The organism is Kribbella swartbergensis, from assembly GCF_054784135.1.
Map to the genome: position 1 here is coordinate 1 of NZ_BAAGPM010000065.1, position 22304 is coordinate 22304.

At 70.6% G+C, this 22304-nt stretch carries 20 protein-coding genes; 17 read left to right on the forward strand and 3 right to left on the reverse strand.

Going from position 1 to position 22304, the window contains the following annotated elements; genetic code table 11:
- Positions 1-1956: 1956 nt before the first annotated feature.
- Both ACYVOK_RS35070 and ACYVOK_RS35075 read left to right on the forward strand, forming a co-directional pair.
- On the forward strand, positions 1957-2745 hold the full coding sequence (locus tag ACYVOK_RS35070) for a hypothetical protein (RefSeq protein ID WP_460666919.1): 789 nt from the start codon (positions 1957-1959) through the stop codon (positions 2743-2745).
- A gap of 44 nt (positions 2746-2789) precedes the next feature.
- Positions 2790-3908 (forward strand): ICP22 family protein, encoded by a 1119-nt coding sequence (locus ACYVOK_RS35075; protein ID WP_460666920.1) that lies wholly within the window; start codon positions 2790-2792, stop codon positions 3906-3908.
- Between the two features lie 163 nt (positions 3909-4071).
- On the opposite strand, the gene ACYVOK_RS35080 is transcribed toward ACYVOK_RS35075, so the two are convergent.
- A complete protein-coding gene (locus ACYVOK_RS35080) occupies positions 4072-5244 on the reverse strand; it encodes a DUF1015 domain-containing protein (protein ID WP_460666921.1) in 1173 nt (390 codons plus the stop codon).
- Positions 5245-5268: 24 nt separating this feature from the next.
- Between ACYVOK_RS35080 and ACYVOK_RS35085 the strand changes: the two genes are divergently transcribed.
- From ACYVOK_RS35085 to ACYVOK_RS35150, 14 genes are all read left to right on the forward strand, one after another.
- Positions 5269-6378 carry an HAD-IIA family hydrolase gene (locus ACYVOK_RS35085; RefSeq protein WP_460666922.1) on the forward strand — a complete coding sequence of 370 codons (1110 nt, stop codon included), beginning with the start codon at positions 5269-5271 and terminating at the stop codon, positions 6376-6378.
- Between the two features lie 75 nt (positions 6379-6453).
- A complete protein-coding gene (locus tag ACYVOK_RS35090; protein ID WP_460666923.1) occupies positions 6454-7008 on the forward strand; it encodes a phasin family protein in 555 nt (184 codons plus the stop codon).
- A gap of 1 nt (position 7009) precedes the next feature.
- Positions 7010-7528 carry a hypothetical protein gene (locus ACYVOK_RS35095; RefSeq protein WP_460666924.1) on the forward strand — a complete coding sequence of 173 codons (519 nt, stop codon included), beginning with the start codon at positions 7010-7012 and terminating at the stop codon, positions 7526-7528.
- Positions 7529-7541: 13 nt separating this feature from the next.
- Entirely contained in the window at positions 7542-8357 is an 816-nt protein-coding gene (locus ACYVOK_RS35100) for a TlyA family RNA methyltransferase (RefSeq protein WP_460666925.1), read from the forward strand.
- A gap of 29 nt (positions 8358-8386) precedes the next feature.
- A complete protein-coding gene (locus ACYVOK_RS35105) occupies positions 8387-9370 on the forward strand; it encodes an NAD kinase (protein ID WP_460666926.1) in 984 nt (327 codons plus the stop codon).
- A 2-nt stretch (positions 9371-9372) separates the two neighbouring features.
- Entirely contained in the window at positions 9373-11103 is a 1731-nt protein-coding gene (gene recN, locus ACYVOK_RS35110; RefSeq protein WP_460666927.1) for a DNA repair protein RecN, read from the forward strand.
- 108 nt (positions 11104-11211) lie between these two features.
- Positions 11212-12393: a putative cytokinetic ring protein SteA gene (steA, locus tag ACYVOK_RS35115; protein WP_460666928.1), complete on the forward strand. Its 1182-nt coding sequence runs from the start codon at positions 11212-11214 to the stop codon at positions 12391-12393.
- Positions 12390-13337, forward strand: coding sequence for a copper transporter (locus ACYVOK_RS35120; RefSeq protein WP_460666929.1), 948 nt, complete (start codon positions 12390-12392; stop codon positions 13335-13337). Before steA ends, ACYVOK_RS35120 begins: the two co-directional genes overlap by 4 nt.
- A gap of 1 nt (position 13338) precedes the next feature.
- Positions 13339-14151 (forward strand): hypothetical protein, encoded by an 813-nt coding sequence (locus tag ACYVOK_RS35125; RefSeq protein WP_460666930.1) that lies wholly within the window; start codon positions 13339-13341, stop codon positions 14149-14151.
- Positions 14152-14158: 7 nt separating this feature from the next.
- The gene (gene murJ / locus ACYVOK_RS35130; RefSeq protein ID WP_460666931.1) at positions 14159-15730 is read left to right on the forward strand and encodes a murein biosynthesis integral membrane protein MurJ; all 1572 of its coding nucleotides are present in this window, start codon (positions 14159-14161) and stop codon (positions 15728-15730) included.
- Positions 15727-16752 (forward strand): glycosyltransferase family 4 protein, encoded by a 1026-nt coding sequence (locus ACYVOK_RS35135; protein ID WP_460666932.1) that lies wholly within the window; start codon positions 15727-15729, stop codon positions 16750-16752. The genes murJ and ACYVOK_RS35135 overlap by 4 nt, the downstream gene beginning before the upstream one ends.
- Positions 16753-16773: 21 nt before the next feature.
- The gene (locus ACYVOK_RS35140; protein ID WP_460666933.1) at positions 16774-18492 is read left to right on the forward strand and encodes a CTP synthase; all 1719 of its coding nucleotides are present in this window, start codon (positions 16774-16776) and stop codon (positions 18490-18492) included.
- A complete protein-coding gene (locus ACYVOK_RS35145; protein ID WP_460666934.1) occupies positions 18489-19139 on the forward strand; it encodes an NUDIX domain-containing protein in 651 nt (216 codons plus the stop codon). Before ACYVOK_RS35140 ends, ACYVOK_RS35145 begins: the two co-directional genes overlap by 4 nt.
- A 45-nt stretch (positions 19140-19184) precedes the next feature.
- The gene (locus ACYVOK_RS35150; RefSeq protein WP_460666935.1) at positions 19185-20357 is read left to right on the forward strand and encodes an MFS transporter; all 1173 of its coding nucleotides are present in this window, start codon (positions 19185-19187) and stop codon (positions 20355-20357) included.
- Positions 20358-20379: 22 nt separating this feature from the next.
- Here the strand turns inward: ACYVOK_RS35150 and ACYVOK_RS35155 are convergent, their stop codons facing one another.
- Positions 20380-20991: a hypothetical protein gene (locus tag ACYVOK_RS35155; protein ID WP_460666936.1), complete on the reverse strand. Its 612-nt coding sequence runs from the start codon at positions 20989-20991 to the stop codon at positions 20380-20382.
- 44 nt (positions 20992-21035) lie between these two features.
- Between ACYVOK_RS35155 and ACYVOK_RS35160 the strand changes: the two genes are divergently transcribed.
- A complete protein-coding gene (locus ACYVOK_RS35160) occupies positions 21036-21455 on the forward strand; it encodes a cupin domain-containing protein (RefSeq protein ID WP_460666937.1) in 420 nt (139 codons plus the stop codon).
- Positions 21456-21497: 42 nt separating this feature from the next.
- Here the strand turns inward: ACYVOK_RS35160 and ACYVOK_RS35165 are convergent, their stop codons facing one another.
- Entirely contained in the window at positions 21498-22193 is a 696-nt protein-coding gene (locus ACYVOK_RS35165; protein WP_460666938.1) for a DUF4386 family protein, read from the reverse strand.
- Positions 22194-22304: the final 111 nt, after the last annotated feature.

A 22304-nucleotide genomic window follows, 5' to 3' on the forward strand; every position in this document is an offset into this window, starting at 1 on the left:
GGGAGGTCGTGGGAGAGTAGGACGCCGCCGGACATTCACACTGTTAAGGGCCACCCCCCCGGGGGTGGCCCTTAACAATTCCCCCAACAAAACAGCGCACGCCGTTCCCGCAGAGATCACCGCCCGCGGCGGCGTCCAGGCGGCTTCCTGTGCCTGGGTCTTGCCGCCGCCTCGCAAAGTGAGAACCTGCGGCCCCGTTCCCCGGTTCCCCTGGGCGCGCCGGCAGCGCTCACGATCCCGCGAATCAACGGCTCCTCCACGGCGCCGTGGGCCCAGCGCCCTTCGATAGCGACATGAGCCAGCGCCTTCGTCCCGAGGCCCGTCTGCCCTTCCTTTCCCGCAGACATAAGGCCCGGCCCCCTTTGGCCGCTTTGCCCGCAGTCAAGGCTTCTTCGCCTTCCCGCCAACCCGACGTCCCGTTTCAGCCTCGCGTGCCAACGGCCCGTCGAAGTCAAGCGGGCTATCGGCTATCGGCTGTTTGGCGCTTTCGCACGCCCCAAGGCGCTTTCTGTTCGCCGCAGGCCAACGGCCCCTCCGAAGCCCCGCCGGCCAACGGCCCCGTTCGGCTTTCCCCTGCGGATCGACGCCCCCTTCGGCGGATCTCCCGGATGGCCAAGGCCTCTTCGGCTTCCCGTCGGGCCGACGGCATCGTTCACAGCCCGTGGGATAACGCTTGTCGATTTTCGCTCCGGGCCCAAGGCGCTGTCTGTTCTCCGCCACCGGCCCTCCCGGTTCCCCGCCGGCCAACGGCCCCTTCGGCTCTTCTCTGCGCGCCGACGGCCCCTTTGGCGGCTTCCCCAGAGGCCCACGCCGCTTCGGCTTTCCCCTGCGTGCCCGACGGCCGTCCGCGGCTCCGCGGCCGGCGAGAGCCGAGCCTCGGCGACGAGCACGCGCGAGCCCGGAGCTAACTCTTGCCGCTTACACCCGCCGCCAAGAGGGGCTTTCTGTTCCCATGGACCAGCAGCCGCTCCCGGTCCGCGGGTCGACGGCGCTTCGGCCTGTTCCGCGGTCGACGGCCCATCGGTCTCTTCCTGGGACAAGGCACTTCCGTGCCCCGAGGGGACGTCGCCTCGACGTTCCCGTGGCTCACGCGTCCGCCGGGCACAGGTACAGCCGGCCGGTGCGTGGCCGACGCTGCCGCCCGCAAGCCCTGCCGATGTGGGGGGTTGGGTGGGGCGGCGGTAGCCTTGGTGTTTTGTCCGGGTGCTGCAGAGGGCTGCGGCACAGTGCTCGATCGAGCTACAGCATTTTTAGGAGTCAACGTGGCGACGCCACCTCGCAATCCTCGCTCCGGTTCAGGGGACCGTCGCGGTTCCTCCGGAGGCAGCGGCCGTTCCGGTCGTGACGATGGTGGGCGCGCGGGCGCGGGGCGTTCAGGCTTCGGCGGCTCGGGCTCGGGCTCGGGCTCGGGCTCGGGCACCGGCGGTCGCGCCGGGTTCGGCGGTGGACGGTCTGGCGCGGGCGGCTCCGGGGCCGGACGTTCCGGTGGCGCCGGAGGTGCTGGCGGCCGGAGCGGGTCGGGTGCCGGCGGTGCTGGAGGTGCTGGCAGTCGGAGCGGGTCGGGCTATGGCGGTGCCGGAGGTGCTGGCAGTCGGAGCGGGGCGGGCGCTGGCGGTGCCGCGGGTCGGAGCGGAGCTGGTGCTGGCGGTGGCGCCGGTTGGACCGGGTCTGGTGCTGGCGGTGGCCGGGCCGGGGCGGGTGCCGGTGGTCGGGCGGGCTCTGGGGGAGGGCGGGCGTCTGGTGGGTACCGCGGGGCTTCCAGCCGGGGTGAGAGTCCTCGGACGGGTGCGCCGCGTGGGGGTTCGCGCGGTGGGTCGTATCGCGACGAGCGCGATGACAGCGGGTTCGAGAACAGGCGTGGGTTTGCCGGGTCGCGGCGGGATGATCGGGGCGAGCGGGATCCGTTCCGTGGTCAGCTGTCCAGTGGCGGTGGGCGCGGCGGACGTGGAGCCGGCCGTGACGACCGCGGAGGCCATGACGACCGCGGAGGCCGTGACGACCGCGGAGGCCGTGACGACCGGGATGGTCGTGACGACCGGTCCGGCGGCGGCTACCGGCGTACTGGCGGTAGTGACGACCGGGCTGGCGGCTACCGGCGTAGCGGCGGTGACGACGGGTCCGGGGGCTACCGGCGTACTGGCGGCGGTGAGGACCGGCCGGGCGGTTACCGGCGTACGGACGCGGGTGATGACCGGTCGGGTAGCCGCGGGAGCTTCCGAGGGGATGACCGCGGTGGTCGTGACGAGCGTGCGGGTCGTGATGAACGGTCTGGCGGTTACCGGCGTACCGGTGGTGACGAGCGGTCGGGTGGGCGCGCCGGTTTCCGGGGGGATGAACGGGGGGGCCGTGATGAGCGTTCGGGTCGTGATGAGCGGGGCGGGGGTTACCGGCGTACCGACGGGCGTGATGAGCGGGCCGGTGGGCGTGGTGGCTTCCGGGGGGATGAGCGGGGCGGTCGCGACGAGCGTGGGGGGCGTGAGGAGCGCGGCAGCCGGAGTGATTTTCGGCGGGACGAGCGGTCTGGTGGTTACCGGCGGGATGCCGGCGGAGGTCGGGACGAGCGCGGAGGCGACGCGCGCGGTGGTCGGGACGAGCGTGGGGGGCGTGGGATTGCGCGGGATGGTGGGCGGGGCGGGGCTCGTGGGGGTGGGCCTGCTCGCGGGGAGCGTGGGGCGTTCCGGCGGGATGAGCGTGCGGGTGGGCGCGGTGGAGTCCGGCGGGACGACCGGGCCGGCCGGCGGGTAGAGCGGGACGGCGAGGAGAAGGCCGGGCCGCGGCGGGACGATCCGGTGATTCCGGCCGGAATCACCGGGGCTGAGCTGGACCGGTCGGTGAAGGCCGAGCTGCGGTCGTTGCCGCGGAGCCTGGCTGATCTGGTCGCGCAGCACCTCGTCGCGTCTGGGCGAGTCCTCGACGACGACCCGGAGCTGGCGTACCGGCACGCTCGGACGGCTCGGCGGCTGGCCGCGCGGATTGGCGGCGTACGGGAGGCTGTGGCGATCACGGCGTACCTGGCCGAGCATTACGACGAGGCGCTGACCGAGCTCCGCGCAGTACGGCGTATGACGGGCAACCACGAGGTGCTCGCGATGATGGCCGACTGCGAGCGGGCGCTCGGGCGGCCGGAGAAGGCGCTGATGCTGGCGCGCGACAAGCACGTTCGGGATCTGACCGAGGCGACGCAGGTTGAGCTGCTGATCGTGGCGGCCGGTGCGCGGCGCGACATGGGGCAGACGGCGGCCGCGATCCAGACGCTCGAGGTGCCGGAGCTGACCAAACGCACGCGGGCCGAGTGGTTGCCGCGGTTGCGCTATGCGTACGCCGACGCTCTCGAGGCGGCCGGACGGACCGAGGAGGCGTTGGTCTGGTTCCACAGGGCCGCCGGGGTGGATGCCGAAGGTGTCACCGGAGCCGCGGAACGCGCCGCCCGGCTCGAAGGCCTCGAATTCACCGACCTCGGCGAAGACGACGAGTACGACGACCAGGACGACGAGTCGTACGACGCGAACCTCGAGGATGAGGCGGACGAGGCCGAGCTCGGTGGTGAGGCGGACGAGGCCGAGGAGGCCGAGGAGGCCGAGTTCGACGACGAGCCGGCCACTGCGGATCTCGAGGACGAGGCGGCAACGGCGGACGTCGAAGATCCCGAGGACGACGCGGACGACGCGAGCCTTGAGGATGACGCTGACGAGGCCGAGCTCGAGGACGAGCCGGCTCCGGCGGACGTCGAAGACGCCGAGGACGATGAAGGTGCCGTGGAGGACGGAGGTCCTGCGGACGTTCGTGGTGATGTCGGCGAGGGCTCGGACGCTGGAGCTGCCGATGGCGGGTCCAGCTCAGGGTTAGAGGGCGTTGTGGACGACGCGCTGGATGGCGAGATCGTGCCGCCGGCGAAGTCCGAGGACTAGAAACGGCGCGCTGCGGCACCGCCGGGATTGTCGGCGGTGCCGTGGTGTCGACGTGCCGTGGCTGTCGATGGGGCGGCCGGGGAAGTCCGGGGGCTAGGACTGCGCACTGCGTCACTGCTGAGGTTGTCGGGCGTCCTGAGTCTGGACCACCGGCCGTAGCTACTCAGAGGGTCCGGAACAGCAAGCCGACTCGCGGCTTTGGGCCGAAGGAGGTGGCTTTCTGGGGCAGTACGACGCCCTGGGCGGCTGAGCGTAGTACCTGGTCCATCTTGGGTGCGGCAAGCTCTACAACCGCCTGCTGAGGCCCAGCCAGGGCCAGTGCGTCGCTGAGCACGTGGTGGAAGCTGATGTCCGCCTCGACCACACCCCAGGCGGGCAGCAACAAGCCATGGAGCATCGCGACAGTCGGAGTCTCTTGTCCCTGCGTGGAGCGCAGTGTGACCCAGGAGGACCCGTCAGTCACCGCAATGCGGTCCGGTACGTCTTCCACGCGACCCGGCAGCACCTGCCAGCCGTCCGGCGTACGGGATTTGATGGTGTCCAGCTCCAGGCCCGGTACGACGCGGTGGATCGGATCCAGAGTCAGCGGGTGCCGGTTGTAGTCGACCAGCATTGCGAGGCCGAGGTCCGTGCCCGGTCTACCGGCTTCACGCCGTAGTCGTTCCAGGTAAGCGGCGTACCGGTGGTGTCCGTCCGCGATCAGCGCCTGGTGGTCGGCCAGTTCGGCCGCGATCAGCGCCAGCGTGGAGGGGTCGTCGATCCGCCAGATCCGGTGGTGTGCGCCGTTGTCGGTGTCAGCCACGACCCATGGTTCACCCGAGCGTGCATCGTCCACGACCTCGCTGGCCGCCCCACCATCGCCGTACGCGAGCAGGATGGGCTCCAGGTCTGCGTCCGTCGCTTCCATCAGTTGGAGCCGGTCGTCGACCCAGTGCTGCATCACGTCCTCGTGTGGCAGGACCACTCGCCGCTGCGGATCCAGGCCCAGTGCACCGACCAGTCCGCACAGTACGGCGTTGCCGAGCTGCTGCTCGTAGACGTACAGCGCGGGCCGCTCGTCTTGGACCACGACCCCGTCGCGTTGCCACCCGGCCAGTCGCCGTGCCGGCTCGTCGTACCGGCCGGGACCGAGCCCCGGATCGCGTGGAAGGATGAGCCTCACCATGTTGTGCAGATCAGAGTCAGTCAGCCGCCGGACGATGGCGGGTTCCAGGACGTCGTACGGCGGAGACGTGACCGCGCCGAGCGCGCTCACCTTGCCGGCCACGAACCGCCAGGCCCGCAACGGTTCGAGCCGCAACACGCTTCCGTCCGGTTCCGGCCCGCTTGCTGGCATGGGCGGCATCGTACGGGGGGAAGCATGAGCAAGGAACGAACTGCGCCCGCGCCGCTGTCGGCGTGTGACGAACCGCTCGCCAGCCGGTACGACGTAGCGCTGCTCGACTTGGACGGCGTCGTGTACGTCGGGCCGGATCCGGTGCCGGAGGCGCCGGAGAACCTGCGCAAGGCCGCCAAGGAAGGCATGCGGATCGGTTACATCACCAACAACGCGAGCCGGCCGGCCGCGGTGGTTGCCGAGCACCTCGCATCGTTCGGACTGGACGTGACCGCCGACGACGTGGTGACGTCCGCGCAGGCTGCGGCGAAGCTGATCGCGAGTGAGTTTCCGAAGGGGTCGCCGGTGCTCGTCGTCGGCGGCGAAGGGCTGACCGCGGCGCTGGATGAGTACGGGCTGAACCCGGTCCGGAGCAGCGACGCGCACCCGGTGGCCGTCGTCCAGGGATTCCACCCGGACGTGAACTGGGTGATGCTCGCGGACGGCGCGCACGCGATCAACGAGGGCGCGAAGTGGTACGCGACCAACCTCGACCTGACGATCCCGACCGCCGCCGGCATGGCACCCGGGAACGGGACGCTGGTGCAGGCGATCAGGGCCGCCGTCGAGGTGGACCCGATCGTTGCCGGGAAGCCGGAACGGCCGCTGCTGGAGACGAGTATCGAGCGGCTGAACGCCGAGCGGCCGTTGATGATCGGCGACCGGCTCGACTCCGACATAGAGGGCGCGAACGCGGTCGGGATCGCGAGTCTGTGGGTGGCGACCGGCGTCCACGATGCGCACGATCTCGCCCGGGCGCCGAAACACCAGCGGCCGACGTACGTCGCGGCCGGTCTAGGCGCCCTGGCGGAGAAGCAGCCGGGGGTGACGATCGAGGGCGCGCGGCACACGTGTGAGGGCTGGACCGCCGAGGTCGTGAACAACGCGGTCACGGTGAAGGGCGAGGGCAAGCCGTACGACGGCCTGCGCGCGATCCTGTCCGCCGTCTGGACCGCGGTCGACACTCCGGCCAAGCAGCCCGCCAAAACGGCCAAGTCCGCCGGCCGCGGTCGCCGGCCCCTGCCCAAGCCGGGGCCCGCCCCCGGCTCGATCGCCATCGACGCCGCCCTCCACCGCATCGGCCTCGACAAGTAGCACCCGGTCGCATCCGGTGGGTGGCGTTGGGGTGGTTTGGCGATACCGTTGCTGGAACGAAGCGAGGAGGCAGTCATGGTGATGGACGCACTGCGCGGCTACGTACAACTGGCGAGCGGGCTGACCGAGGTCACGCGGCAGAAGGCCCAGGCCGCCGCGAAGGCGCTGCTGCAGCAGACCGGCGCGGAGAACCTGACGTCCGGGTTGACCACCAAGGTGAGCGACCTGGCCGACGAGATCGTTGCCACCAGCAAGAGCAACCGCCAGCTGCTGCAGGCGATCGTGACGAACGAGGTCGAGGGCGCGGTGGCGCGGCTCGGGTTCGCCCGTTCCGAGGAGGTCGCCGCGCTTACCCGGCGGATCCAGACCCTGGAGGCCGAGCTGGCCGCGGCGCGCGCGGCTGCCGCCGCACCGGCTGCCGCCTCGACCGCGGCAGCGGCGGATGTGACGTCGACGGCGGCCACGGCCGACGCGACGTCGCCGGTCGAGCCGGCCGGTGACGCGCTCGAGGAGGCCGTCCCGGGGCCGCTTCCCACCAAGACGGCCGCGAAGAAGGCGGCGGTCAAGAAGGCGACGAAGAAGGCGGCCGTGAAGAAGGCCCCGGCGAAGAAGACGGCGAAGAAGGCCTGACGTGACCGAGCATCCTGGCGAGCAGTTCCCGCCGGACGTCGATCCGGACGTCGAGCCGGGTTTCGATCCCTACCCGTCCGAGGACAACCCCGACACCCCGGACTACGACGCCGAACCCGCGCCCCAGGACTTCGCGTACGACGAGCCGTCGTACGACGAGAACGCGGGTGGGCATGTCGATCCGGCCGAGGTGGAGTTCGGGCCGGAGTTCGCGCGGGCGCCGGGGGAGGAGCACGAGCACCCGTTCGCGGCGGAGTCCGCCGTGGTCGAGCAGGTCGACGAGCCGGTCGACGAGCAGGTGGACGAGCCGGCGCCTGCCGAAGCCGAGCACCCGGCTGACCACGCCGTACCGGACGAGGAGGGGGAGCGGGGTCATCCGCTGGTCGAGGAGACCATGGCGCGGCTGGACGAGTTGCGCGACCGGCCGGTGGCGGAGCACGCGGACGTGTACGCCGACCTGCACGAGCGGTTGCAGAGTGCCTTGGTGGAGGCGGACGCCGACTCCGGCGACCGGGGTTAGACGGACGTTCGGAGTGGCCAAGGGAGTCAAGCGGTCGCGGCTCGACGCGGAGCTGGTACGACGAGGGCTCGCCAGGTCTCGTGAGCACGCGAGCGACCTGATTGCGGCCGGCAAGGTGAAGGTGTCGGGCACCGTCGCCAGCAAACCGGCGACCGGGGTCGGTGCCGACGCGCCGATCCTCGTCGACACGTCCGAGACCGACGACCCCGGCTACGCCAGTCGCGGTGCGTACAAGCTGATCGGCGCCCTGGAAACCTTCACCGGCGTGAAGGTGAAGGGACGACGGGTCCTCGACGCGGGCGCGTCGACCGGCGGTTTCACCGACGTACTGCTGCGCAACCAAGCGGCCCATGTGATCGCGGTCGACGTCGGTTACGGCCAGCTGGTGTGGTCCCTGCAGACCGACGACCGCGTCACCGTGATGGACCGGACCAACGTCCGGACGCTCACCCTCGACGACATCGGTGGTGAACCGGTTGATCTCGTCGTCTCCGACCTCAGCTTCATCTCGCTCACGCTCGTGCTGCCCGCGCTGATCGGCGTGGTGAAACCGGACGGCGACCTGGTGCTGATGGTGAAACCGCAGTTCGAGGTCGGCAAGGGGCGGCTCGGCAAGGGCGGTGTCGTCCGCGACCCCGCGCTGCGGGCCGACGCGGTCCGCGGTGTCGCCGCCAAGGCGGCCGAACTGGGCTGGGGGGTCGAGGGGGTCGCCGCCAGCCCGTTGCCCGGCCCGTCAGGAAATGTCGAATACTTCCTGTGGATACGCCGTTCCGCACCGCCTCTCGATGAGACGATGCTCCAGACCGCGATCGAGAGCGGTCCCCAGTGAGTTCCCAGTGAGCAGGAGGCGGGATCAGAGTGGTTGAGCCCGAGCCGCGGCGCGTGCTGCTGGTGACGCACACCGGGCGGGAGCTCGCGGTCGAGGTGGCGCGGGACGCGCACCGGCTGCTGAGCGACGCCGGTCTGCAGGTCCGGCTGCTCGCGGGCGAGGCCGAGGCGCTGAAACTCGACCCCGCGGAGATCGTCGACGACCAGGAGAAGGCAGCGCTGGACGTCGAGCTGATCATGGTGCTCGGCGGTGACGGCTCGATCCTGCGCGGTGCCGAGCTGGCCCGCCCGCACGGTACGCCGGTGCTCGGCGTGAACCTCGGCCACGTCGGGTTCCTGGCCGAGGCCGAGGTGGACGACCTGGAGCGGATCGTCCAGGTGGTGGTCGACCGCAGCTACACGGTCGAGGAGCGGATGACGCTGGCGGTCGACGTCCGGCTGGACGGCGAGCTGATCTTCGACACCTGGGCGCTGAACGAGGCGAGTGTGGAGAAGGCGGCCCGCGAGCGGATGCTCGAGGTGCGGGTCGAGGTGGACGACCGGCCGTTGTCCCGCTGGGGCTGCGACGGGGTCGTGGTGGCCACACCGACGGGCAGTACGGCGTACTCCTTCTCGGCCGGCGGCCCGATCGTCTGGCCGGAGGTCGAGGCGATCCTGATGGTGCCGCTGAGCGCGCACGCGCTGTTCTCCCGGCCGATCGTGGTGGCGCCGACGTCGCGGCTGTCGATCGAGCTGGTGCCGTCGTGGCACGGCCGCGGGGTGCTGTGGTGCGACGGCCGCCGGATGGTCGAGGTGCCGCCGGGCGCGGAGATCCAGGTCCGGCGGGGCAGGCGGCCGGTCCGGCTGGCCCGGGCGCACGAGGCGCCGTTCACCGACCGGCTGGTGGCGAAGTTCGACCTCCCGGTGCTCGGCTGGCGCGGCGTCGCCGAACGCAGGCGCAACGGCGGCACCAACGGCGGGACCAACGGCGGCATCAACGGCAACGGTCAAGGCAACGGACAACAGGAGACCTAGGCATGCTCTCGGAGATCCGCATCACCGGGTTGGGCGTGATCGAGGACGCCACGCTGGACCTCGATCCCGGGTTCACCGCGGTCACCGGCGAGACCGGCGCCGGCAAGACGATGGTGGTGACCGGCGTGAACATGCTGCTCGGCGGCCGCGCGGACAGCGGCCTGGTGCGGCACGGCACCCGTCGCGCCAGGGTCGAAGGCCGTGCCAGCGCCGTACCGAGGGCCATCGTGCAGCAGACCGAGGAGCGCGGCGGCGAGCTGGACGAAGACGAGCTGCTGATCGCCCGCGAACTCTCCGCCGAGGGCCGCTCGCGTGCGTTCCTCGGCGGCGCGTCCGTCCCGGTGTCCGTGCTGGGCGAGATCTCCGGTGACCTGGTCGCGATCCACGGCCAGGCCGACCAGTGGCGTCTGCTCCAGCCGGCGCGTCAGCGCGAGACCCTCGACACGTTCGCCGGGAAGCCGGTGCTCGTGCCGCTGCAGGAGTACGCCGCCGCGTACAAGCGCCACCGCGAGGTCGAGGCCGAGCTGACCGAGCTCACCACGCGGCAACGCGATCGCCTCGCCGAGGCGGACCTGCTGCGCTTCGGGCTCGACGAGGTCGCGAAGGCCGAGCCGTTGCCGGGTGAGGACGTCGAGCTGGCCGCCGAGGAGGATCGGCTCGCGTACGCCGACGGCCTGCGTACCGCGGCCACCACGGCAGCCGGCGCCTTGGCGTCCGAGGATCTCGACTCCACCCGGCCCAGCGACGTACTCGGGCTGCTCGCCCTCGCCAAGCAGGTCCTGGACGCCGAGCGCGAGCACGACCCCAAGCTGGCCGAGCTGGCCGATCGCGCCGGCGAGCTCGGGTACCTCGCGGCCGACCTGGCTCAGGAGCTTTCCTCGTACGCCGCCGACGTCGACACCGACCCGGCCCGGCTGGCCGTGGTGAGCGAACGGCGATCGCTGCTGAACGGCCTGGTCCGCAAGTACGGCGCTGAACAGGGCACCGTGGACGAGGTGCTCGAATGGGCGAAACGATCCTCGGCCCGGCTCGCCGAACTCGACGGAAGCGACGAACGGGTGGAGCACCTGACCGCGGAGCTGGCCGAGCTGGACGCGAAGCTCGCGGATCTCGGTCAGCAGATCCGCGCCGCCCGGATCGAGGCGGCCGAGCGGCTCGGGGTCGCGGTGTCGGAGGAACTGACCGGTCTGGCGATGCCGCACGCGACGTTGTCGGTCGAGGTGCACGAGACCACGCCGGGGCCGTTCGGGATCGACGAGGTCGAGTTCTGCTTCGCGGCGAACCCGGGCAGCCCGGCCCGCCCGCTGCAGAAGGCGGCGTCCGGTGGTGAGCTCTCCCGGGTGATGCTCGCCCTCGAGGTGATCCTGTCCGACACGCACCCGGTGCCGACGCTGGTGTTCGACGAGATCGACGCCGGGATCGGCGGCCGGGCCGCGGTCGAGGTGGGCAAGCGGCTGGCCCGGCTGGCCGAGAAGACCCAGGTGATCGTGGTGACCCACCTGCCGCAGGTGGCCGCGTTCGCGGATCGTCACGCGGTCGTGCTGAAGAGCGACGACGGCTCCGTCACCACCAGCGGCCTGGTCGCCCTGGACGACGACGCCCGGCTGAAGGAGTTGTCGCGGATGATGGCCGGCCTGGAGAACTCCGACGCCGCGCAGGCGCACGCCGAGGAGCTTCTGGCGCTGGCCGCGGAGCGTCACAAGCCGCGCCGGAAGAGTCGTTCGAAAGGATGATTTGACGCACAGTCACCACGACTTCCGTGCGTGATTGCGGCGTGAGTCGCCCTCCGGAGGGGTAAATGAACCGGGAGGGGGCTCTTGACATGGCAGGATGAGAGCGCGATGAAACTGCCCAGCCTGCGGAGAGCACGACCCACTGAACTGCCCGGGATCGCCGGTGTGGTCCGGCTCGATCGGCGTACCAAGAATCTCACCAAACGGCTGAAGCCGGGCGAGATCGCGGTCATCGACCACGTCGACCTGGACCGGGTCAGCGCCGAGGCGCTGGTCGACTGCCGGGTCGCCGCGGTGGTGAACGTGGCCGACTCGATCAGCGGCCGCTACCCGAACCTCGGCCCGGAGATTCTGGTCGAGGCGGGCATCCCGCTGGTCGACGGCGTCGGCCGCGAGGTGTTCTCGATCCTGCACGAGGGCGAGCGGGTCCGCTTGCACGAGGGCTGCCTGTACCGCGGCGAGGAAGTCGTCGCGAAGGGTGTGATGCAGGACAGCAAGACCGTCGCGGAGCTGATGGACGACGCGCGGGCTGGGCTGTCCACCCAGTTGGAGTCGTTCACCGCCAACACGCTGGAGTACCTGCGGCGTGAACGCGACCTGCTCCTCGACGGTGTCGGCGTACCGGACATCCACACGCCGATGGAGGGCAGGCACGTGCTGATCGTGGTCCGCGGGTACGACTACCGCGAGGACCTGGTCGCGCTGCGTCCCTACATCCGCGAGTACCGGCCGGTGCTGATCGGGGTCGACGGCGGCGCCGACGCGCTGGTGGAGAACGGCTACGCTCCGGACCTGATCGTCGGCGACATGGACTCGGTCAAGGACGAGACGCTGAAGGGCGGCGCCGAGGTGGTCGTGCACGCCTACCGCGACGGCCGCGCGCCCGGTTCGGAACGGCTGGAACGGCTCGGGGTGGAGTCGATCGAGTTCCCGGCCACCGGCACCAGCGAGGACGTCGCGATGCTGCTGGCCGACTCCAAGGGTGCCTCGCTGATCGTCGCGGTCGGCACTCACAACTCGCTGGTGGAGTTCCTCGACAAGGGGCGCTCCGGGATGGCGAGCACCTTCATCACCCGGTTGCGGGTCGGTGCGAAGCTGGTGGACGCCAAGGGTGTCGGCCGGCTGTACCGCAGCCGGGTGTCGACCTTCCAGGTGGTCGCGCTGGCTGCGGCCGGCCTGTTCGCGCTCGGCATGGCGCTGGTGGCGATCGGCGCCGACGACGTGCTGTGGTCGATCCTGCGGGCGCGCTGGAGCGACTTCGTCTACTGGATCCGGGAGCTGTTCACGTGATCGACTTTCGTTACCACATCGTCTCGATCGTGGCGATCTTCTTCGCCCTCGGCGCGGGTGTGGTGCTCGGTGCCGGCCCGCTGAAGGGCACCGGCAGCGAACTCGTGGCGAGCCAGGCCGAGCGGGACCGGCAGCAGTTGGCCGACGCGCGGCAGGAACTGGTCGAGGTCAAGGCGCTGGACAAGTACCGCGACGACTACTTCGCCAAGGTGACCGCCGGCCTGACCAACGGGAAGCTGACCGGCAAGAAGATCGTCATGGTCACCATGCCGAACGCCGACGGCGACCTGGCCAACGCGCTGACCGAGGAGCTGGAGACGGCCGGCGGCCAGGTCACCACCCGGGTCGCGCTGGACGGCAAGCTGTTCGACCCGGGTCAGCGTCAGCTGGTCGAGCAACTCGTCACCGAACTCGTCACCGCCGACATCGACTTCCCCGCGGACAGTACGACGTACCAGCGGGCCGGGCTGATCCTGGCCCGCGGACTCGCGGCGAAGGAGGAGGGGAAGGCCGCCGACGCCGAGTCGACCAAGATCCTCAGCGGTCTGACCGGGTCGAAGCTGCTGTCGCTGAAGCCGTCGCAGATCAAGGACCGGGCCAGCCTCGTCGTCGTGGTGGCCGCGAAGCCGCCGACGCCGGCGCCGGACGGCTCGTCGTACAACGACCCGGTCGACTTCGTCGAGGGCCTGGACCAGGGCAGCGGCGGTGTCGTGGTGGCCGGCACGCCGGTGACCGCGCAGGACGGCGGACTGCTCAAGGCATTGCGGAGTGACTCCGAGGCGACCAAGATCGTTTCCTCCGTTGACGTGGCCGACATCCCCGCCGGGCAGGCGACGGTCGTCTTCTCGCTGGCCGAGCAGGCGAGCGGCAAGGCGGGGCAGTACGGCGCGATCAACGCGAAGAACGGCGTCGCACCGGCGGACGTACAGGTGAAGGACAACTGACGTGGGAATTCTGAGCGCTGCCGTCGCGGCAGCCGCCACTGCCGCGCTCGAACGCGCCGCGGCGAAACTGCCCAAGGAGAACCGCGAACCCTTCGAGCGGACCAACCACCGCGGTGAGTCGGTCACGCTGCTCGAAGGCCCGGTCGCGGTGCTCGGTGCGCTCGCCGGTGTGGCGGCGGCTCGGAGGACTCCTGGCAGGGTGAAGGCGGCCGCGTTGCTCGCGGGCTCGGTGTCGGGAGCGGTCGGCGCGTACGACGACCTGCGCGGGACCACGCAGGCCAAGGGATTCCGTGGTCACCTCACCGCCTTGAAGCGAGGTGAGGTGACAAGCGGTGCGGTGAAGATCCTCGGCGTCGGTGCGGCCGGTCTCGCCGCCGCCGCGATGCTGCCGCGCAGATCGTCCGGCGTGAAGGCGCTGGCCGGGATCGTTGCCGACGGCGCCTTGATCGCGGGTACGGCGAACCTCACCAACCTGCTGGATCTGCGGCCCGGCCGTGCGCTGAAGGCGGTCACCGCGGTGAACGCGCCGCTGGCAGTCGTGAACGGTCCCGCCGGCGCGGTCGTCGGCGCGGCCGCCGCAGCGGCACCGTCCGACCTGGGCGAGCGGTCGATGCTGGGCGACTGCGGTGCCAACGGTCTGGGCGCCATCACCGGTACGGCGCTCGCCGCATCGCTGCCGAGTCCGTTGAAGGCACTGGTGCTCGGTGCCGTCGTCGGGTTGAACCTGGCCAGCGAGAAGGTCAGCTTCACCAAGGTCATCGCCGGCCACCCCGTGTTGGACAGGATCGACCAGTGGGGCCGTAGGCCCCGATGACGACGCGGTGAGCCGGATCGCCCGGGCCGCACTGCTGGTCGCCGCGGTCACAGTCCTGGCTCGGGTGGTCGGCTTCGGCCGCTGGCTGGTCTTCTCGAAAACCGTCGGTGCGGGCTGTCTCGCCGAGGCCTACGCGACCGCGAACCAACTGCCGAACATCCTGTTCGAGGTGGTCGCCGGTGGCGCGCTGGCCGGTGCGGTCATCCCGGTGCTCGCCGGCCCGGTGGCCCGCGGCGACCGGGCCGCGCAGGGACGCATCATCGGTGCGCTGATCACCTGGTCCTTCGTGCTGCTGGCCCCGTTCGCCCTGCTGGCCTGGATTCTCGCGTCCGCCTACACCGATGCGATGCTCGATCCGGGCGCCGAGTGCAGTGGCTCGGCCGCGACGGCGACCCGCATGCTGGTCATCTTCGTGCCGCAGGTGTTCGGCTACGCGATCGCAGTGATCGCGACCGCCGTACTGCAGTCGCACAAGCGGTTCGCGGCCGGGGCGTTGGCTCCGCTGGTCTCCAGCGTGGTTGTCATCGGCACCTATTTCGCTTTCGCGGCCGCGGCCCCTGACGCCGACGCGGCATCGCGCAGTGCGGCCGACCTGCTGGCCTGGGGTACGACGGCCGGCGTCGCGGCGCTGGCGTTGACGGTGCTCGTACCCATGTTGTTGCTGCGGCTCCCGATCAGGCCGACGTTCCGGCTCGACCCAGGCGTCGGTCCAGTACTGCGCAGGCTCGCCCTGGCCGGTCTCGCCGTACTGATCGCGCAGCAACTCACCTTCGTCGTCACCACCTACCTGGCCAACCACAGAGGCGTTGCAGGCAGCATCGCCGTCTACACCTGGGCCAACGCGGTCTATCTGCTGCCGTACGCCGTACTGGCGGTGCCGATCACCACGGCCGTGTTCCCGCGGCTGGCCGCGGCGTACGAGTCGGGGGAGCGGTTCGACTTCTACGCGGCCACGTCGACGAGAGCAGTGATGCTGGCCGGTGGTGCTGGGGCCGCGTTGCTGGCCGGTACGGCGGTCCCGGTCGCGAGAGTGTTCGCGTACGACGACGGTGCGGTGCAGGAGGCCAGGGCGACGTCACTGGGCAATGCGCTTGTCGCCTTCGGTCCAGCGGCGATCGGGTTCGCGGTGTTGATGCATGTCGGTCGAGTCCTCTACGCACGGCATGCGGGTCGGCAGGTCGCCGTGGTGACGTCTGTGGCCTGGGTTCTCGTGGCTGTTGCCGGTGTCGTGCTGACTGCCGAGTGGGACGCAGTGCCGGCGTTGGCGGCCGCCATGTCGGTTGGCATGGTCGCAGGGGCCGTGGCGCTGTTGGTGGTGCTGCGTCGGGAGGCCGGCGTCGGTGTGCTCGCCGGACTACCTCGTGCGACGCTTGCTGCCTTGGTCGGTGCTGTGTTGGCTGGTGCTGCGGGCTGGGCAGTGGCCCTACCTGCTGCCGATGCTGGAGTGGGGAGTGCCTTGGTGTTCTCGGTGCTGTCCGGCCTGGCCGTTGTCGTTGTGTACGTCGCCGTGGCGGTGGCACTGGATCGCGCGGACGTTCGCGCACTGAGACGTCGGGGACTTGTGGAGGAGACGCAATGAGGATCGGCCTGCTGCTCGCCGAGTCGCGGGGCGGGATCGGACAGCACGTCGCCTCCCTCGTACCGCGGTTTCTGGACGCCGGTCACGAGGTGGTCGTGTGCGCACCGCCCGGCACCGCCGAGCACTTCGAGTTCGGTGACGCGGCGGTCGTGGCCCAGGCACCGGCGTTGCGCGGGTCCGACGTCATCCACGCCCACGGCTACCGCGCCGGGATGACCGCTCTGCGGGACAGGTCCCGGCTGCGGCCGCTCGTGGTCACCTGGCACAACGCTGTCATCGCGCCGGGCCCCCGCGGGCTTGTGATGCGGCTTGGTCAGCGACTGGTGGCGAAGGGAGCGGACCTGACTCTCGGAGCCTCCAGTGACCTCGTGGAGCTTGCGAAGAGCCTCGGCGCGCGGCAGGCCCAGCTGGCTCCTGTCGCTGCTCCAGCGATGCCTGACATTCGTACGCCGCGCCACGAAGTCAGACGGGGTCTCGGCTTGGGAGAAGGCCCTCTGGTCCTGACCGTGGGTCGCCTGGCTCCCCAGAAGGACTACCCGACGCTACTGTCCGTGGCTGCGTTGGTGCGGGAGTCGAACCCGGACGTCGTGTTCGCGGTCGTCGGAGACGGGCCGCTGCGTGACAATCTGCAGGCGCGGATCGACGCGGAGGATCTCCCTGTGCGTCTCCTCGGTCACCGTAACGACGTGGCGGACCTCCTCGGCGCGGCTGACGTGTTCCTGCTGACCTCTCACTGGGAAGCCCGGGCCCTGGTCGTCCAGGAGGCCATGCAAGTCGGCGTACCGGTCGTGGCTACCGCGGTAGGCGGCATACCCGAGTTGGTGGACGACAGCGCCGTACTGGCGTTCCCCGGGGACTCCGACGGACTGGCCGACGGCGTACGGGCGGTGCTGGCCGAGCCGGAAACGGCGAACGCTATGCGGACGCGCGGCCGGGAGTTGGCGGCCAGATGGCCAGACGAAGACGCGGTGGCGAAGAATCTGCTCGACATCTACGCGGGTCTCGTCGCGACCGGTGCTTGACAAGAGGTAGGCTGGAGGCCCGTGGACAGGGCTTCGAATTCCCAGCGGACCAAGCACGTATTCGTCACCGGTGGCGTGGCGTCCAGTCTCGGCAAGGGGCTGACGGCGTCAAGCCTCGGCAGTCTGCTGACGGCTCGGGGCATCAGGGTCACCATGCAGAAGCTGGATCCTTACCTGAACGTGGATCCCGGCACCATGAACCCGTTCCAGCACGGTGAGGTGTTCGTCACCAACGACGGCGCCGAGACCGACCTGGACATCGGCCACTACGAGCGCTTCCTGGACCGCGACCTGTCCGCCGTCGCCAACGTCACCACCGGGCAGATCTACTCCAGCGTGATCGCGAAGGAGCGCCGCGGTGAGTACCTGGGCGACACCGTCCAGGTGATCCCGCACATCACCAACGAGATCAAGGAACGGATGCTGGCGATGGCCGGCCCGGACGTGGACGTCGTCCTGCACGAGATCGGCGGAACCGTCGGTGACATCGAGTCACTGCCGTTCCTCGAGGCGGCCCGCCAGGTCCGGCACGACGTCGGCCGGGACAACGTCTTCTTCCTGCACATCTCGCTGGTCCCGTACCTCGCCCCGAGCGGTGAGCTGAAGACCAAGCCGACCCAGCACTCGGTCGCCGCGCTGCGCTCGATCGGTATCGCCCCGGACGCGGTGGTCTGCCGCGCCGACCGGCCGATCCCGGACGGCGTGAAGCGGAAGATCTCGCTGATGTGCGACGTCGACACCGAGGCCGTCGTCGCCGCGGTCGACGCGCCCAGCATCTACGACATCCCGAAGGTGCTGCACGCCGAGGGTCTGGACGCGTACGTCGTACGGCGCCTCAACCTGCCGTTCCGTGACGTCGACTGGACCCGCTGGGACGAGCTCCTGCGGGTCGTGCACCAGCCGAAGGACCAGGTCACGGTCGCGCTGGTCGGCAAGTACATCGACCTGCCCGACGCATACCTGTCCGTCGCCGAGGCGCTGCGAGCCGGCGGTTTCGACAACGACGCGCGGGTCGACCTGCGCTGGATCGCGTCCGACGACTGCGCCACGCCCGAGGCGGCGGCGCGGCTGCTCGGTGACGTCGACGCGGTCTGCATCCCGGGCGGGTTCGGCGTCCGCGGGATCGAGGGGAAGATCGGCGCGATCCGGTTCGCCCGCGAGCAGGGCATCCCGATCCTCGGGCTGTGCCTCGGCCTGCAGTGCATGGTGATCGAGGTGGCCCGCAGCCTGGCCGGGCTGGTCGTCGCGAACTCCAGCGAGTTCGACCCCGACGCCGAGCAGCCGGTCATCGCCACGATGGAGGAGCAGAAGCACATCGTCTCGGGCTCCGGTGACCTCGGCGGCACCATGCGGCTCGGCCTCTACCCGGCCAACCTGGCCGACGGCTCGATCGTGCGGGACCTGTACGGCGCTCCGTCGGTCCAGGAGCGGCACCGGCACCGGTACGAGGTGAACAACGCGTACCGGGACAAGCTGGAGACGGCCGGGCTGGTGTTCAGCGGGCTGTCCCCGGACAACGAGCTGGTCGAGTTCATCGAGCTCGACAAGGCCCAGCACCCGTACTTCGTCGCCACCCAGGCGCACCCCGAGCTGCGGTCCCGGCCGACCAAACCGCACCCGCTGTTCTCCGGCCTGATCGCAGCGGCACTGAATCGGCAGCGCGAGTCGCGGCTGCCGGTCGAGGAGCCGGCCGTGGCGACCAAGAAGGCCGCCGGCAAGACCCCGGTCAAGACTCGATGAAGGACCATCCCGAACTGCGGTTCGGTGCCGGCCTGACCGACGTACCGGAGCAGTGGCCGGTCGCCTCGTCCGAGGTGGTGCACGAGACCGGCCGGGTGATCTCGGTACGGCGGGACCACATCGAGCCACCCGGTCGGGACCAGTTCGTCCGCGACGTGGTCGTGCATCCGGGTGCGGTCGGGGTCGTCGCGCTGGACGAGAACAACCGGATGCTGCTGGTGCGGCAGTACCGGCATCCGGTCGGCTACCGGCTGCTGGAGCCGCCGGCCGGGCTGCTCGACGTCCGAGGGGAGCAGTACCGGCTCGGTGCCGAGCGGGAGCTCTGGGAGGAGACCGGCACGAAGGCCGCCGACTGGCGCGTCCTCGTCGACGCGTTCACTTCCCCTGGCCTGACGGACGAGGCGGTCCGCATCTTCCTCGCCCGCGACCTCTCGCCCGCCGACGAGGCCTACGACCGCCTGCACGAGGAAGCCGACATGGAGACCGTCTGGGCTCCGCTGATCGACGTGGTCGGAGCGGTCCTGGCCGGCCACCTCCACAACCCCGTCCTCGTCATGGGCGCCCTGGCCACCTGGACCGCCCTCAACGGTCCCGGTTTCGACAGCCTGCGCCCGGCCGACACTCCCTGGCCCGCCAAGGACCGCTGACCCGCTTCAGCCGAATTGTCGGCGGCGGTGCCTACGGTTGCGGGGGTGAACAGAGACGTCTCGCGGTCGTTGATGCCGATGGTGGCAGTGATTGTGCTGCTGGGCTGTGCGGACTCGATGACCGGCTCGTATCTCGTGTTGTTCGCCTCGGAGAGCGCCGGACTGTCACCGCTGCGGACGGGGATCTTCATGTCCGCGGTCGCGCTGGGCGGGATCGTGTTCAGCGCGGTCTTCGGCCGGGCGTTCGACCGTTCACCGGCGCGACGCTGGGCCGCGATCGCGGCCGGGGCGGGAGCGATCGGCTTCGGACTGCTGCCGGTCGTGTCCGACTTCGCCGTACTGATCCTGCTCGCGTTGACCCTGCTCGGTGTCGCCGGTGCCGGCTACCCGCAGGTGTTCGCGCTGGCCGACGTCAGGTTCGCCGGCCGGCTCAAGCAGACAGCGGCGCCGCTGCTGCGGTCCGGCTGGTCGCTGGCCTGGGCGGCCGGGCCGTTGATCGGCGCCTGGGTGCTGGCGACGACCGGGTACGACGGATTGTTCCGGGCATCCGCCGTCGCTCTGCTGCTCACCGTCGCCGCGATCTTCGTCGTTCCCAGGCCGGAGGCAGCCCGCGACCCGCGAGCCGGCGGGGAGCGGGTTTCGGATCGCGCCGTGCCCAGGCTGTCCGTTGCGTTGCTGGCGGCCAGCATGATGCTCGTGCACACCGCGATGTTCGCCGGATTCGTGGCCCTGCCGCTGTTCGTCACCGGTGAGCTGGGCCGCAGCGGCAGCGCGGTCGGTGTGCTGTTCAGCGCCTGCGCCGTGGTGGAGATCGTCGCGGCACTCGCGCTGGTCTGGATCCTGCCGCGGGTGAACCGCCGGCTGCTGATCCTGCTCGGCATCGGGCTGTTCGTCGCCTATTTCCTCCTGGTCGCACCGGCCCAGGGCATGGCCGCCCTGCTGATCGCTCAGGTCGCCCGAGGTGCGGCGATCGCGGTCATCGGTACCGCCGGGATCCAGCACTTCCAGTCGGTGCTCGCGCCCGCCAGTGGCGCCGGCGCCGCCCTGTTCTCCAACTCGGCGACTGCCGGTTCCTTGGTGTCCGGTGTACTCGCGGGCGGCTTGGTCGAGCTGGCCGGGACGCGGGCGACGCTGGCCGTCTGCGGCGTGCTGTGCCTGATGGCGGGTGCGGCGTTCTGGGCTCACGAGGCGAGCCGCGGACCTGTGGGTGGTACCTGAGGTGCGCTGCGGTCGCGGGTGGTCAGCCCAGGCGGCCGACACCGACTGCCTCGCCACCACCTTCGGCCAGTGCCGTCGCGACGGTGCGGGCGTTGGCTTCGAACTCGTCCGGCGGGAGCTTCGGGAGCATGTCGTCCCAGGCGGCGATCATCGCGCCGCGCAGTTGCATCATGCCGAGCGGTCGCGCGAGGAACCACAGGTGGAAGTGCTCCGAGCCGTCACCCCACCGGTTGAAGTGCGTCCGCGCGACGCTGTCGATCGACCGGATCGCGGCCGCCACCCGCTGGATGACCGGACCGAGCGTTCCGGTCAGTTCCGTCGGCAGGTTGTCGAGCCGGTAGTGCTGCCGCGGCTCGAGGATCGCGACCATCGGCAGGCCACTCGACGTGAAGCCGGCCTTGAGGTGCCACTGGTCGTCCCGCCAGATCACGTTCCGATCCGGCTCGGTACAGGTGAGACATGCCTCCCCACCTGCCTCCCCGCGGCGGGGCGGCTCGGGCAGCACCGGCTCGTCCAGCGGTACCACCTGAACGTCGCCCTCGAACGGAAAGAACGGCAGGCCGATCAGCGGTTCGGCCGACATCCGTTCGCCGTACGGCAACCTGCGGTGATACTCCGACGGAAGTTCGCTCATGCCGGGCACTCTGCCGAACCCCCATGCGTTCGACAATGCCTGTCATGGACAAACCGGAACTGGCGGAGCTGCTGGAACTCGAGCCGCATCCGGAGGGCGGGTGGTATCGCGAGACGTGGCGGTCGGCCATCGAGTTCACGCCGGAGGGGTACGGCGGGGATCGGGCCACTGCTACCGCGATCTACTTCCTGCTGGCGCCGGGGGAGGAATCTCGGTGGCACCGGGTGCGGTCGGCCGAGGTATGGCTGTGGCACTCGGGTGGGCCGTTGACCCTGGAGTACGGCGAGAAGCCCGAGACGGCCGTGGCTGTGACGCTGGGCGCCGACGTGAAGGCAGGCGAGCGGCCGCAGGTCGTCGTACCGGCGGAGGCCTGGCAGGCGGCGCGGCCGGCCGGGGACCAGCCGGTGCTGGTGTCGTGCATAGTCTCGCCGGGGTTCGACTTCGCCGACTTCACCATGCTGTGAAGAGGTCCTCCGGGACGGTTGCCCCGGAGGACCCTGTCGCGGTCAGGTCTGCGGAACGATGGTCTCGCCCGTCGTCACCTCGGGCAGGTGCTCGCGGACCATGTAGCCGCTCGCGCAGACGATCCACACCGCCGACACCAGCAACGGGATACCGGTCATCAGGAACCCGCCGGCGACCCAGGTGCCGGAGGTGGCGAACACGCCGAACGCGCCGGCGAACGACACCACCGCGGCCAGCAGGGCCAGGTACCCGAGCCAGTTCGGCATCAGATGAGTGCGCAGTACGCCGAGCCCGGCCGCGGCCAGCGGCAACGCGGCGGCGAACCCGATCATCGTGGTCATCACCGCGGTCGCCTCGTACATCATCATCGTCAGCCCGGCGTCGCGGCCGTCGATGCCGAACGCGGTCGCCGCGGTCAGCGCGGCGTTCACGAAGATCGCACCGCCGACCAGCACCGATCCGGCCAGCAGGGCCAGGTGGACGTCACTGCGCTCGTCGCGCTCCCGCATCGCCTCGGCGAACGCGGACGCGAACCAGATCACCAACCCGGCCGCCGCGGCCCACATCAGCGCGCTGGTCAGGATCATCCCGCGGTTGCCGGTCAGCCAGGCCGTGATCGCACTGTCCGACTCGGCGACCGTCGGTGGATTGCCGGGCAGGAACCTGCCCAGGAGGGCCAGGACGACGAAGGCCAGCCCGGCCAGGCCGCCCCACCGCAACTCGTGTCGCTCGGTCATGGGGAACACCTCCAGTGCGGGCACCCCCGAAAGGTGGTGCTTCTACTGCTGATGTTCCTCGCCGTCGAGCGGCCGTCAAGGGGGTCCGTCCGGCGAACAGGCGCCTCGCCG

Excerpts from the sequence above, each read along its gene's own strand:
- ACYVOK_RS35080 (WP_460666921.1), bottom strand. The coding sequence starts at position 5,244 with ATGCCAGCAAGCGGGCCGGAACCGGACGGAAGCGTGTTGCGGCTCGAA.
- ACYVOK_RS35085 (WP_460666922.1), top strand. The coding sequence starts at position 5,269 with ATGAGCAAGGAACGAACTGCGCCCGCGCCGCTGTCGGCGTGTGACGAA.
- ACYVOK_RS35090 (WP_460666923.1), top strand. The coding sequence starts at position 6,454 with ATGGTGATGGACGCACTGCGCGGCTACGTACAACTGGCGAGCGGGCTG.
- recN (WP_460666927.1), top strand. The coding sequence starts at position 9,373 with ATGCTCTCGGAGATCCGCATCACCGGGTTGGGCGTGATCGAGGACGCC.
- steA (WP_460666928.1), top strand. The coding sequence starts at position 11,212 with ATGAAACTGCCCAGCCTGCGGAGAGCACGACCCACTGAACTGCCCGGG.
- ACYVOK_RS35135 (WP_460666932.1), top strand. The coding sequence starts at position 15,727 with ATGAGGATCGGCCTGCTGCTCGCCGAGTCGCGGGGCGGGATCGGACAG.
- ACYVOK_RS35145 (WP_460666934.1), top strand. The coding sequence starts at position 18,489 with ATGAAGGACCATCCCGAACTGCGGTTCGGTGCCGGCCTGACCGACGTA.
- ACYVOK_RS35155 (WP_460666936.1), bottom strand. The coding sequence starts at position 20,991 with ATGAGCGAACTTCCGTCGGAGTATCACCGCAGGTTGCCGTACGGCGAA.
- ACYVOK_RS35160 (WP_460666937.1), top strand. The coding sequence starts at position 21,036 with ATGGACAAACCGGAACTGGCGGAGCTGCTGGAACTCGAGCCGCATCCG.
- ACYVOK_RS35165 (WP_460666938.1), bottom strand. The coding sequence starts at position 22,193 with ATGACCGAGCGACACGAGTTGCGGTGGGGCGGCCTGGCCGGGCTGGCC.